At 40.0% G+C, this 12,702-nt stretch carries 10 protein-coding genes; 5 read left to right on the forward strand and 5 right to left on the reverse strand.

The features are described 5' to 3' along the window. The first annotated feature begins 776 nt into the window (after positions 1–776). The 3 genes from JN11_RS13355 to JN11_RS13365 are packed head-to-tail and all read left to right on the forward strand — an operon-like array spanning position 777 to position 3,872. The gene (locus tag JN11_RS13355) at positions 777–1,439 is read left to right on the forward strand and encodes a 3-keto-disaccharide hydrolase (RefSeq protein WP_144913291.1); all 663 of its coding nucleotides are present in this window, start codon (positions 777–779) and stop codon (positions 1,437–1,439) included. A gap of 33 nt (positions 1,440–1,472) precedes the next feature. Further along, positions 1,473–3,215 (forward strand): GMC family oxidoreductase, encoded by a 1,743-nt coding sequence (locus JN11_RS13360; protein WP_144913293.1) that lies wholly within the window; start codon positions 1,473–1,475, stop codon positions 3,213–3,215. 21 nt (positions 3,216–3,236) lie between these two features. Next, positions 3,237–3,872 carry a gluconate 2-dehydrogenase subunit 3 family protein gene (locus JN11_RS13365; RefSeq protein ID WP_144913295.1) on the forward strand — a complete coding sequence of 212 codons (636 nt, stop codon included), beginning with the start codon at positions 3,237–3,239 and terminating at the stop codon, positions 3,870–3,872. 104 nt (positions 3,873–3,976) lie between these two features. Here the strand turns inward: JN11_RS13365 and JN11_RS13370 are convergent, their stop codons facing one another. The 4 genes from JN11_RS13370 to JN11_RS13385 form a co-directional block, all read right to left on the reverse strand. Next, positions 3,977–4,495, reverse strand: a complete 519-nt coding sequence (locus JN11_RS13370; RefSeq protein ID WP_144913297.1) for a hypothetical protein — start codon at positions 4,493–4,495, stop codon at positions 3,977–3,979. Positions 4,496–4,598: 103 nt separating this feature from the next. Then, positions 4,599–4,817, reverse strand: coding sequence for an alkylphosphonate utilization protein (locus JN11_RS13375; protein WP_144913298.1), 219 nt, complete (start codon positions 4,815–4,817; stop codon positions 4,599–4,601). An 81-nt stretch (positions 4,818–4,898) separates the two neighbouring features. Beyond that, a complete protein-coding gene (locus JN11_RS13380; protein ID WP_144913300.1) occupies positions 4,899–5,654 on the reverse strand; it encodes a phosphosulfolactate synthase in 756 nt (251 codons plus the stop codon). Between the two features lie 172 nt (positions 5,655–5,826). Next, a complete protein-coding gene (locus tag JN11_RS13385) occupies positions 5,827–7,230 on the reverse strand; it encodes a tetratricopeptide repeat protein (RefSeq protein WP_144913302.1) in 1,404 nt (467 codons plus the stop codon). Between the two features lie 236 nt (positions 7,231–7,466). On the opposite strand from JN11_RS13385, the gene amaB reads away from it, so the two are divergent. Further along, the gene (gene amaB / locus JN11_RS13390) at positions 7,467–9,008 is read left to right on the forward strand and encodes an L-piperidine-6-carboxylate dehydrogenase (protein WP_144913304.1); all 1,542 of its coding nucleotides are present in this window, start codon (positions 7,467–7,469) and stop codon (positions 9,006–9,008) included. Between the two features lie 77 nt (positions 9,009–9,085). After that, entirely contained in the window at positions 9,086–10,726 is a 1,641-nt protein-coding gene (locus tag JN11_RS13395; protein ID WP_144913305.1) for a S8 family serine peptidase, read from the forward strand. A gap of 67 nt (positions 10,727–10,793) precedes the next feature. On the opposite strand, the gene JN11_RS13400 is transcribed toward JN11_RS13395, so the two are convergent. Continuing rightward, positions 10,794–12,671: a DUF4153 domain-containing protein gene (locus tag JN11_RS13400; protein WP_144913307.1), complete on the reverse strand. Its 1,878-nt coding sequence runs from the start codon at positions 12,669–12,671 to the stop codon at positions 10,794–10,796. Positions 12,672–12,702: the final 31 nt, after the last annotated feature.

Raw genomic sequence — 12,702 nt, forward strand, 5'->3', positions numbered from 1 at the left:
GCTCGTAAAAATAGGTGAGTTTGAATATCAAATATAACTATAAATTATATTTAGTATACACCTATTATAAGCTTAAATTAATTTTAAAACAAAAATTAAACAACTTAAAACGAGGTTAATTTAGTGTGAAATTTGCTCTTTTTTTATTAATTCGTTTAAAAAATCAACCATTAAATCTTAAGATTTGCAGAATCTTAATTATATTGTTTTTTGTTAATCAATAGCTCATGCATTTTTGCTGTAAGTCTTGTAAGTTATAAATATGTCCAAAAAAATACTTAGATGCCATAAATGCTCAGCGCCGTATCATTTTGAAAAAAGCAGGAATTGGTTTGGACGAAACCTTTTGTTTTTTTTACCTATACGCCGATATTTTTGTGCCAAATGTTTAAAAAGCCGCCACCTGTGGATTGCCGATGAAAAATTAAGAGAATATCATCGGGTATAATTTATCTAAGGCTTACCTCTTCCTTCTTTTAACATTATAATTTCTTTTTTTAAGGAGATGTGATGGATATTGTCTTTTATTCAGGATAACTATCTCCAGTTTACCTCTAATTTTCGCAAGAAACTCCATTTACAACATTCAATTCACACTCATTTACAGGCATTTACAAAAGCAATTAAAGCACAACAACTCATTGGCTAAAAACCAATACTATTGTAACAACATTATTATACTTATCCAGCTTTTTATCAACCATAAATAAACGTTAATTTTAAATTTTCCTTACAATTGTAAATTGCATCTTGCTACAAAAATTAAATTTATTCAAATGAAAAAAGTATTGCTTAGCGTATTGGCATTTACTGCTTTAAGCTATGGTGTAAAGGCCCAAAAATCAGTAACCCTGTTTGATGGTAAAACCACCAAGGGCTGGCATAGTTACTTAAAAACCGGACCAGGTGCATGGAGCGTTGTTGATGGCGCTTTACAACTCGATCCCAAAGCCGCCGATCAGGGTGACCTTATAACTAATGATGAGTATGAAAATTATGAGCTTTCGCTTAAATGGAAAATTGCTGAAGGTGGCAACAGCGGTATTATTTTAGGTGTACACGAAGACCCTGCTTTTAGTGCAACTTATTTAACCGGTATTGAAATGCAGGTACTGGATGATAAAAATGCTGAAGACAATAAAAAGGCTAACCACCTAGCCGGCTCCCTTTATGATATGAAAGCACCTGCTTACCCCGCCAAGCCGGCTGGTGAGTGGAACAAAGTTGTTATACGCAAATTAAACGGACACCTTACTTTTTGGCTTAATGGCAAACAGGTTATTGACACCCAAATAGGCAGCCCTGAATGGCAGGAAATGATAAATAATAGCAAATTTAAAACATGGAAAAGCTTTGCTACTTACCCCAAAGGGCATATTGCCTTGCAAGACCATGGTGCCATAGTTTCTTTCCGCGATATTAAAATTAAACAATTGTAACATACTCCGGATTAAATACTTCTCTTCAAAGAAATGAACGATATTCAAATTAAAAAATCAGCACAAATCTATGATGCCATAATAGTGGGTTCGGGTGCCGGTGGTGGTATGGCGGGGTATGTGCTGGCCCATGCCGGTTTAAAAGTATTAATGCTGGAAGCGGGTCCGTTTTTTGATCCGGCTAAAGATTCATTACAACTTAAATGGCCATGGGAATCACCACGAAGGGGCGCAAGTACTTCGTTCCGTAACTTTGGCGATTTTGATGGTGCCTACGGTGGCTGGGCACTTGATGGCGAACCGTATACTACAACAGATAAAACAGAGTTTTACTGGTTCCGTGCCCGTATGCTGGGTGGCCGTACCAATCACTGGGGCCGTATCTCTTTGCGTATGGGTCCTGATGATTTTAAAGGGCATCATATTGATGGCTTAACAGATGACTGGCCAATAAGCTATGATGATGTAAAACCTTTTTATGACAAGGTTGACCGCATGATAGGTGTTTATGGCACAATTGAGAACCTTCCGAACGAACCGGATGGTATCTTTTTACCTCCGCCCAAGCCCCGTTTAAATGAGCTTTACATTAAAAAGGGTGCAGCCAAAGCAGGTGTTAAGGTTATTACCGGTCGTGGATCAGTATTAACGGAGGCATTGCCTGATAATAAAGACCGTGGTGCCTGCTTCTATTGCGGTCAATGCGGGCGCAGCTGCAAAGTTTATGGTGATTTTTCATCGTCATCATGCCTGGTTATTCCGGCTATTAAAACCGGCAACCTGAGGGTAATAGCCAATGCCATGGTCCGCGAAGTACTTACTGACGCCAGCGGACAAGCTACCGGCGTATCCTACGTCAGCAAGGATGACATGCAGGAGTACCAGGTAAAAGCTAAAATAGTTATACTGGGTGCCAGCGCTGGTGAATCAGCAAGGTTGTTGCTCAATTCAAAATCAAACGCTCATCCAAACGGGCTGGCCAACAGCAGTGGTGTGGTTGGTAAATATTTGCATGATTCAACCGGATCAAGTGCAGGCGGGTTCCTGCCTCAACTGATGGATCGTAAACGCTACAACGAAGATGGTGTAGGTAGTGTGCACATTTACGGCCCATGGGTATATGACAACAAGAAACTTGATTTTCCGCGCGGATACCATATTGAGTTTGGTGGAGGCATGGGTATGCCGGGCTATGGCTTTGGCTGGGATATGCAAAACATGAATGGTGTGGTACCCGGCAAAGATGGCAAGATGAAAGAAGCAGGTGGTTTTGGTGCCGATTTAAAGAATGATTACCGTCGTTTTTACGGTACCGGTTTTGGTATGGCAGGCCGTGGTATGGCTATAGCCCGTGAAGATAACTATTGTGAGATTGACCCTAATGTGGTTGATAAATACGGCATCCCGGTATTGCGTTTTAACTACAAATGGAGCGATTACGAGATAAAACAAGCCAAACATATGCAGGATACCTTTCAGCATGTGATGCACGAAATGGGCGCCATTTATGGGCCGCCACATGGCAAGGAAACCAATTATGGATTGGAAGCTCCAGGCCGAATCATTCATGAGGTAGGCACAGTGCGTATGGGCGATGATCCTAAAAAATCTGCCTTAAACAAATACTGCCAGGCGCATGATTGTAATAACCTTTTTGTGGTTGATGCTGCTCCGTTTGTACAACAGGGTGATAAAAATGCCACCTGGACAATACTGGCCCTGTCAATGCGTACCGCTGAGTACATCCTCAGCCAAAGAAAAAAACTGAATGTTTAACCGCTATTTGATCAATATAAAATGAACAGACGCGATTCCCTTAAAGCCATTGGCTTAGGCACATTATCAACCGCATTATTGCTGGATGCATGCAAGCCAGGCACCAAAAAGCAGGCTGAGGATACTAATGACGAAAAGATAAACCCAAGCGATGAAGGCAGGTTGCCCGGTGAAATTGAACATAATAAAAAGCTAAATGCCGAAAAGTTTTTCACCGAGCATGAAATGGCTACTATAACGGTTTTGGGTGATATTATTATCCCAAAAGATGCGCACTCTGGTAGTGCATCAGATGCAAAAGTGCCTGAGTTTATTGAGTTTATTGTGAAGGATATGCCAGAGCACCAAACCCCCATGCGCGGAGGCCTGCGCTGGTTAGATCTGCAATGCCTTAACCGCTATGGTAAAGCCTTTGTTGATGCCAGCAATGCTCAGCAAATTGAAATAGTTACCGACATAGCTTACCCTAAAAAGGCAAAACCCGAAATGCATACCGGCGTGGTTTTCTTTAACCGCATGCGTAATTTAACCGCTACCGGCTTTTTCACCACCCGTATAGGTATTGATGATTTAGGGTACATGGGTAACTCCCCTGGCAAATGGACCGGTGTTCCTCCTGATGTACTTAAACATTACGGAATGGAAGATGTAGTGTAACTGGTAAGAACCAATACTATACCATTAAAATAGAAATGGTGTTACATGAGGATTTATTCCTTCCAGTAACACCATTTTCATTATAGAACAATATTGTTTGGTGACTAATGCTTATTATTAATCTTCCCTGCATCCTCCAGCTCGGTATCCATCTGATCATCGTATTTAAAGCGGTATAGCACCCATTCGTTTTTAGGCTTATAAAACATAAAAGTGAACCTTATGGGCGATTTTTCATGCTTTACCAAATAACTGTAAAATACCAGGCTTGGTGCCGCTATCTTTTGAGCGATAAGTTCTTTACCTGTGTAAGTCCCTACTGATTGGCGCAGAGCATCTAGCTTGCCTTTTAAAACACCGATTTGCACTGAATCGGTAAATAATTTATTGGTTGCAAAAAGATAATCGATAGCCGGGCTGGTTCCATCATCTTTATATTTCTTAAAAAAGGTGTCAATTATTGCAGTAGCGCTTTTAACAGCGGGCGCTTTTGCAACAGCAGGCTTCGCAGTAACCGGTTTGGCAGGAGTTGCTGTCTGGGCATTTGCATCATACAAGCTGCAAATAATACCCGTCATCAAAATCAACCCAAAGAAAAATCTTTTTGTATTTATTTTTTTCATAGCAATAATTTTCAAAGCCCTAAATTAAATAAAGCTAATTATTTGTTTTAAGAGTATTAAACTTATTTAAGCTAATGTTGTTTGCAAAAGATTTTTTATTAGCCTATTTCTTTTTCAAAAAGCAGGTTTTAAGCACTATACTCATGCCATCAATCTTGCAATCTACCTCTTCATCATTATCAGTCAGGCGAATTTTTTTTATGGTAGTGCCTTGCTTCAGCGTAACATTACCGCCCTTTACTTTTAAACTCTTTATCAGTGATACCGAGTCACCATCATTTAAGGGGTTTCCGTTGCTGTCTTTTACGTTTGATATTCCCATTTTTTTGATGAGTCAATATAATAAAAAAGCCCCACAAAATTCTGCGAGGCTAATTATTGATATAGCTGATAACAATTGTTTCTACAAAAAATGATCGAATGTATCACTGCGGATACCTAAGCGCAAGGTTTCCAGTGGGATCACGTCAGCAGGGGCTATATTGCCCAGACTTACATTGGCGCCAATTAGTTTAATAAACCAAACCTGCTGTGCTTTTTGCGGAGCCTCCCAAATAATGGTTTCTTCGGGTATCTGAGTTAAAATTTCATCCACCAAGCCCTGCCGAACTTCTCCCGAATCGCGGTAGATGCCTACGTTGCCGCTTTCACGTGCTTCGGCTATTACTTTCCATGAACCGGCTTCAATTTCAGCATTCATGAGCTTGATCCACTTGTAGGGCGCAAATATTTTTTGCACATCCTTTGAACCTACTTCTGATATTACTGTTACCTGCTTGCTCAGTTTACGGATGTATTCGCATTTAATATCGTGTTCAATTTCAATGGAGCCATCTGATACTTCGCAATGTTCCATTTTGTATTTGTCCAGTATTCGGCAGTAGTCGTCAAACTGGTTTCGTACTATAAATGCTTCAAACAAGGTGCCGCCAAAATAAACCGGGATACCTGCTTCGCGGTAAAGCGCCAGCTTTTTATCCAGGTTGGGGGTTACGTATGAGGTGGCCCATCCTAACTTTACCACATCGGTATAAGTGCCGCCAACTTCCAGAAAATCTTCCACCTGCCTTAAGCTAAGACCTTTGTCCATAACCATGGTAATGCCGCTGTTTCGGGGTTTAGCAACGCGCTCCGGAAGATTATTGATATGATAGTTCATTATATTTTTAACAGGTTATAGACTATAACTAAAAGTTCTAACGGCGCAAAGGTTATAAAAAAATCACTAAAATTATGTTAAATTTTAGTGATTTTTTTAGTAGCTTAATTCATATCAGGATGAATAAGTTGATCGGGTAACCAATCACCCAATCAACTCCATGAATCATTCACTATTTAGTGTACCGGTTAATAATATCTACAATAACCTTGTTTTTTTGCAATTGGGGGAGGTAATCAAAAAGGATATAATGTTTTTCAGGATCGGCCGAAAGGGCCATCTCCAGGTTATTTAAAGCTTCGTTATACTCGCCTTTGGCAAACAAATAAGCTACCATTCGGTAGTACAATTCGGCTGCTTCGGGGTTGTTTTTTATGGCTTGTGCTATTACCTCAATGGCATCCTGTAAGCGTTGCTGCTCATATAAAATAGAGGAATAATCCAACCAGGCATCTACATCAATAGGATTTAGCTCTACTACTTTCTCATAAGCATGTTCGGCTTCGTCCATGTGGCCCAGCTTATATTCAGCATCAGCAATGGCAAACCAATAGTCGGCATTGGCAATATCCAGATCAAGGGCTTTTTTGTAGAAATGAAGCGCTTCAAAGTAACGCTCTTCAAAATCAAGCGTAACGCCTATCCCAAACCAGGCATCAGCCAGTTTAGGCTCCATTTTTACCGATTTTTTATAAAAAGCACGCGCATCGTCCATTTGCTCAAGCTTTTCATAGCATTCGCCAATGGCACAATAGGTATCGGCATTAGGCTGCTCATACTCAAAAGTATGGCGGTAAACATCTATCGCTTCTGCATATTTTTCCAGGTTCACCAATGCATTACCTTTGTTAAAATAGGCTGATGCAAAGTTGTCTTTAATCAATATAGCATAGTCATAAGCATCAATCGCTTTTTCAAACAGGCTAAGCTTAGTAAATGCATTACCCAGATTATACCAGGCGGCATAGCTGTAGGGTTCATTATCGATATATTGCTGATAAAACAACACACTTTCCTGCTGATTATCCAAAACATCATAGCAAAAAGCCAGTTCGTATAAAGCGTCCTGGTTTTCCATGTTTTGTTTCAGGCAAAGTTTCAGATAGGTGATAGCTGTTTCATAATCGCCCATGTTTTGATACACGTAGGCAATATGCAGTAACACTTCATCCGTTTCTTCGGCAAGCTCCAATGCTTTTTCGTAGTTTTCAAGGGCCTCGCCGTAGCGCTCCTGGCTTTCGTAAATATTACCTCTTATTAAGTAAATATCAGGGTCTGATGCTTCCAGCATAGCGGCTTTTTCAAGCGCGGCAAATGCCTCATCAACCTTGTTGGTAACTACCAAAAGTTGGGCTTGTTTTATCAGGAAAATTGCTGCAAAGGGGTGCTGGTTAAGGGCATACTCTGCTACCTGCAAAGCTTTTGGCGGATCGTTCTTTTCGATATAGTAGTCGATAATGTTCTCAAACGCCTGGGCATCAAAAAAGTACTGATCATGATTACGAATCATTTCTTCGTACCGCTCTACCGAAAATTTTGGATCTTCGGTAAAACCAAATTCAAATTCTTCTTCCATTCAATTTTGTTTCAGAACACAACTCGGTCAAGGTTTATAAAATCGCTTATTAAGCTTAACTGAGTTCAAAATACAAGTAATAAACATCTTTAACATAATTTAGTTATTAACATTCAAACATTGTTAACAGGTGTTAATACAAAGCCTTGATAATTAATGTGAATCATTTTGCTGGCAAAGGATGAGTTAATAATAAATTGCCTTAAAGATTTTTACCTTTGGCAAAAGTAACAATTATGAGTCTTAATATAGCAGATATTCTTAATCGTTTACATATAAACGACATAAATGATGCCTTTAGTACAGGCAATAAGTGGGGCAGCAGTAATAATGCCCTTGTAAAAGATATTGTATCGCCGGTTGATGGTAAAAAAATAGCATCGGTAAAAGTGGCTGATGCTGCCAACTATAACCAGGTTGTTGGACAGGCCGCCAAAGCCTTTGTTAGCTGGCGCACTATCCCCGCTCCTAAGCGTGGTGAAATTGTAAGAGAGATTGGCAATGCTTTGCGCGATAAAAAGGAAGACCTGGGTAAACTGGTATCCTACGAGATGGGCAAAAGCCTGCAGGAAGGCTACGGCGAGGTACAGGAGATGATTGACATTGCCGATTTTGCGGTTGGCCTTAGTCGCCAGCTATATGGCTTGACGATGCACAGTGAGCGTCCGCAGCATCGCATGTACGAGCAATACCATCCTTTAGGTATTGTAGGGGTTATTTCGGCATTTAATTTTCCGGTAGCCGTATGGAGCTGGAATGCTATGCTGGCTTGGGTTTGCGGTGATGTATGCATTTGGAAACCATCAGAAAAAACACCGCTTACGGCTATTGCCTGCCAGCATATAGCGCAGGAAGTATTTAAGAAACATAATGTTGACGAGGGCGTAAGCTGCCTGTTAATTGGCGACAGGGAAGTTGGCGAGTTAATGGCCAATGATACCCGGATCCCATTAGTATCAGCCACTGGCTCAACCCGCATGGGTAAAGCTGTTAGTGCAGCAGTTGGCGCCAGGTTAGGCAAAAGCTTGCTGGAATTGGGCGGCAACAATGCCATTATTATTACCGAAGATGCCGATTTGGATATGGCGCTTATTGGAGCTGTGTTTGGTGCTGTTGGTACTGCCGGTCAGCGTTGCACCAGTACCCGCAGGCTTATCATCCACGAAAGTGTTTATGAGTCTTTTAAACAAAAACTGGTAAACGCCTACAAGCAGATCCGTATCGGTAACCCGCTGGATGAAAACAACCACATGGGGCCACTGATTGATAAAGATGCAGTAATGTTATACCTTGCTTCGATTGAAAAATGTAAAGTTGAGGGTGGAAAATTTGCGGTTGAAGGCGGGGCACTATCAGGCGATCAGTATATCTCTGGTTGTTATGTGAAACCATGTGTGGCTGAGGTTGAAAATCATTATCAGATTGTGCAGCATGAAACTTTTGCACCTATCCTGTATCTTATCAAATATAAAACACTTGATGAAGCCATCGCCCTGCAAAACGGCGTTCCGCAAGGATTGTCATCAGCAATAATGACAGGAAATTTACGCGAGGCAGAACAATTTTTATCTGCAGGTGGTTCTGACTGCGGCATTGCCAATGTGAATATAGGTACATCGGGGGCAGAAATTGGCGGCGCTTTTGGTGGAGAAAAAGAAACCGGCGGAGGTCGCGAATCGGGCTCTGATGCTTGGAAAGTGTATATGCGCAGACAAACTAATACTATTAATTATTCAAAAACGTTACCCTTGGCACAAGGAATTAAATTTGATTTATAATTTTATGGTGAATGGTTGATTAGGTTGATTAAGTTAACAACCATTCTCTTAATCAACCATTCACCCAATCAACCAATATGAATAAACTACGCAACTACACCTTAAGCTCCATATTATGCGGGGCATTGTTCTTTAGTCTGAATGCTTCCGGGCAGGAAATACCGAAAACGGAACCCGATCCACCGAAAACCTGGCACCAAATGGATCTAAAAACAGATGGCTTTTATGGCATCAGCTTAAATCAGGCCTACTTATTTTTGAAAGGAAAGAAAAGCAAAACAGTTGTTGTTACCACTATTGACAGTGGTATTGATACCAACCAAACCGACCTGAAAAGTATTTTATGGGTAAATGCCAAAGAAATTCCGGGTAATGGAATTGATGACGATCATGATGGTTTTGTAGATGATGTGCATGGCTGGGACTTTTTAGGCGGAAAGGATGGGAAAGTTGATTTTACCGAAACTACCGAAGAAGTGAGGCAATACTTTAAGCTGAAAGGCCAATACGAAAATGTAACCACGGCCCCTGCAGGTAAAGAAAAAGAATTTGCTTTTTGGCAAAGTGTAAAGGCTAATTACGACTCAACCTATACCAAAGCTCAGGCTGAAATTAAAGATTTATCTAACGAAGTAAATGTACTTTCGATTACCAATGGTTATGTCAAAAGAGAGCTGAAACTGGGCTCTGATCAAACTTTTAATCAGAAGGATCTGGATAGGATTACCACAGCCAATGATACCATAGTCCAGAGTAAAGCAGTATGGCAATCGGTTTTTGCACAGATTGGCGGTGGCACCGACAATGCTAAAATATTGAAGGACATTACCGAATATTACGCCAAACAAAACAACAGTATTAACCCTGATCTGGATGCCCGTGCAAAAATCGTTGGCGATGATCCGGATGTGAACGATGGCAAACCTTATGGTAACAACGTAATTAAAACACCCGATGCATCACACGGTACAGGTGTAGCAGGGCTGATAGGCGCTGTGCGTAACAATGGCTACGGAATTGATGGTGTTGCAGATAATGTGCGCATAATGTCGATAAAAGCGGTGCCTAATGGCGATGAATATGATAAGGATATTGCCAATGCCATCCATTTCGCGGTTGATCACGGTGCTAAAGTGGTTAATATGAGCTTTGGCAAAAAGGTATCACCGCATAAAGACTGGGTTGACGAAGCTTTTAAATATGCCGCCGCGCACGATGTTTTGCTGGTAATGGCATCAGGCAATGATAACCAGGATGTTGACAAAACACCACAGTTCCCTAATGATACTTATTTAGACGGAACCACCACTGATAATGTGATCAGCGTTGGTGCTTCTGGTCCAAAGCTGGATGAAAAACTGGCTGCTGAATTTAGCAACTACGGTAAAAACAATGTAGATATTTTTGCGCCCGGCGTAAAAGTTACGTCTATTGATGAAGATGCTGAATTTAATACTGCCGATGGTACCAGCTTTTCATCGCCAATAGTGGCTGGTATTGCTGCGCTGATTTTGGAATATTATCCGGAACTAAGCGCCAGCCAGGTAAAACATGCCATTTTAGAATCAGCCACGCCATTAACGGGTACTATGGTTTTAAAGCCAGGTTCAAAAACCGAAAAAGTTGATTTTACAACCCTTTCAAAAACCGGTGGTATTGTAAATGCCTACAAGGCATTGCAAATAGCCTCGAAAATGAAGGGGGAGAGAAAGGAATAGTTAGCAGTGGGCGATATGCAGTTGAAAAAGAAAGCGGAGATTTTTGATCCCCGCTTTCTTTGTTTAGTTACTTTAATGTGCTGATTAAATATATCCCGTCAACTTGTCCAATATTGATTTGGTCTGCAACACTAAAATGCAAATTTTTTATCTGCAAGGTTACTTTAAAGAATTTAGTTTGTTTTGTAAAAGCCAGCGTTTGATTAGGTAATTTGAAAGTTCTATCATAAATATCTTTATCGTTTTGTTTTTGTTTATTAGCAAACAACTTTAAGCTATCTGCAATAGCTATAATATCAAATGATACCGTTTCATTATTTATATAAAGCGTATAAACATTATCGGCTCTTACATTTTGTTTTACCTTCATATTATCCTCCACCATATAAGGAGTAGTTGAGGGATCTGTAACCATATAATCTAGGCTTAATACATAGTCAACTCCTTTTGTTGATAGCATTTGGTTTTCAGCTTCGAATGAATAATTAGTTACTCCTGGTAATGAACCATTTTTAAACTTACTTAGGCCCAGGTAGTCTGTAACCCAATCTATTTCTTCGTTTTTTAATTCATACTCATTTATATAGGTGCGCTTTCTTTTTGTGGAGTGGTTTGTGGTATCGAGCTTTTTGTTTAAAGAGTCAATAACTTTACTGATATCCTTATCTAAAACAGGCTGCAGGCCTGAAATTTCATTGTCATAAACAAAATAATTTAATTTACCAATGGCCTCCTCCGCGTCTTTACTATTTAACTTGGCTTTGCTTAAAGATGAGAATTTGCCGTTGTTATAGGCGCCATATTTTTTAAAAATACCAGTCAATTTGTGACGCTGCGAATATTGGGAAACTGAAATAGCACTTTGCGGACCATAAACAGTTAACATAGTTATGACGCATAGCGAAAGGGGAATAATTTTGATGTTTTGCTTTCGCGATAGCAAGAAATAAATAGTGATAAAAAGTAACCACGCTGCCAGTACAATTAAGAAATAACGCCATGATGTTATTCCATAAGGGATAATTCGACTAAATACTGCCAGGAAAAGTAATATCAGTAGCGGAATCAATAAAAAGTAAAAACTGCGGGCATAGGTCTTTATCCATTTGTTTTCTTCCTGATTCCGCAGGGGGTAGATCAATAATATGGATAGTATGCCGAAAACAGCATAGCCTAAAATAAGATTCGATACCAGGCCTTTCGGGAGACTCCACAGAATTAAGATTTTCGCTTCATAAGCCAGCAGAATTATAACGTATACAGAGGCTAAAGGGATAAGCACATATTGCGTAAAAACTTTCAATCCTTTTGGATAAGAATTATCCTCATCCAGTTTTGCAGTATTTGAAGGTACACCTGCGAGGAAAAAGATGGTATTAAAGACACCCGCTATCCATGCAAAAAGTATTCCGTACAACTTGTAATCAATGTGCAGGCTGAATAAAAAGTTACTGGCAGATAATGCTGCGGCAAGTCCAAGATATAATACTACGCTATAAAGCATGCTAGCTAAAAAACGTAAAAACAACGTTTTATTAAACTGCCAGAAACCCTGAATATGCCCTTTTGCTGTAAAGGCTGCAAAAGCCACTAAAAGGTGGAATGCAAGACTTAACAAAAAGAAACGGATAGTATCGATAGTTCTTAATTGTGGGTGAAAGGTAAATAGGATACATCCGGCGACTAAGGCTGTAATAAGTCTGGCCAGCAGCTGCTTTTTTGAGCCTTTGCTTTCAACAAACAAAGTTACCGCAAGACTTAAAAGTAGCCCCAAATTAGCTGTCATTATTATTTTAGTGTAAAATGAATATGACAATTGTTCGTCACTGTTTATGTAAATTGTAGCTGCAATAGTGCCGGTAAGTGCAAATAAACTTTCAAACGGAAACCGTTTAAAGGTATTTACTGCATTATCAGTTAAGTTTTTTATTGATGGGAATTTCATTTGTGATGGGTTGGAGGTTTAAATGTATTAA

This window comes from Mucilaginibacter frigoritolerans, from assembly GCF_007830615.1.
Classification (GTDB): domain Bacteria; phylum Bacteroidota; class Bacteroidia; order Sphingobacteriales; family Sphingobacteriaceae; genus Mucilaginibacter; species Mucilaginibacter frigoritolerans.

What these genes read in the sequence shown, in the direction of transcription:
- JN11_RS13360 (WP_144913293.1), top strand. Translation starts at nt 1,473, where the DNA reads ATGAACGATATTCAAATTAAAAAATCAGCACAAATCTATGATGCCATA.
- JN11_RS13400 (WP_144913307.1), bottom strand. Translation starts at nt 12,671, where the DNA reads ATGAAATTCCCATCAATAAAAAACTTAACTGATAATGCAGTAAATACC.
- JN11_RS13355 (WP_144913291.1), top strand. Translation starts at nt 777, where the DNA reads ATGAAAAAAGTATTGCTTAGCGTATTGGCATTTACTGCTTTAAGCTAT.
- JN11_RS13385 (WP_144913302.1), bottom strand. Translation starts at nt 7,230, where the DNA reads ATGGAAGAAGAATTTGAATTTGGTTTTACCGAAGATCCAAAATTTTCG.
- JN11_RS13370 (WP_144913297.1), bottom strand. Translation starts at nt 4,495, where the DNA reads ATGAAAAAAATAAATACAAAAAGATTTTTCTTTGGGTTGATTTTGATG.
- JN11_RS13365 (WP_144913295.1), top strand. Translation starts at nt 3,237, where the DNA reads ATGAACAGACGCGATTCCCTTAAAGCCATTGGCTTAGGCACATTATCA.
- amaB (WP_144913304.1), top strand. Translation starts at nt 7,467, where the DNA reads ATGAGTCTTAATATAGCAGATATTCTTAATCGTTTACATATAAACGAC.
- JN11_RS13380 (WP_144913300.1), bottom strand. Translation starts at nt 5,654, where the DNA reads ATGAACTATCATATCAATAATCTTCCGGAGCGCGTTGCTAAACCCCGA.
- JN11_RS13395 (WP_144913305.1), top strand. Translation starts at nt 9,086, where the DNA reads ATGAATAAACTACGCAACTACACCTTAAGCTCCATATTATGCGGGGCA.
- JN11_RS13375 (WP_144913298.1), bottom strand. Translation starts at nt 4,817, where the DNA reads ATGGGAATATCAAACGTAAAAGACAGCAACGGAAACCCCTTAAATGAT.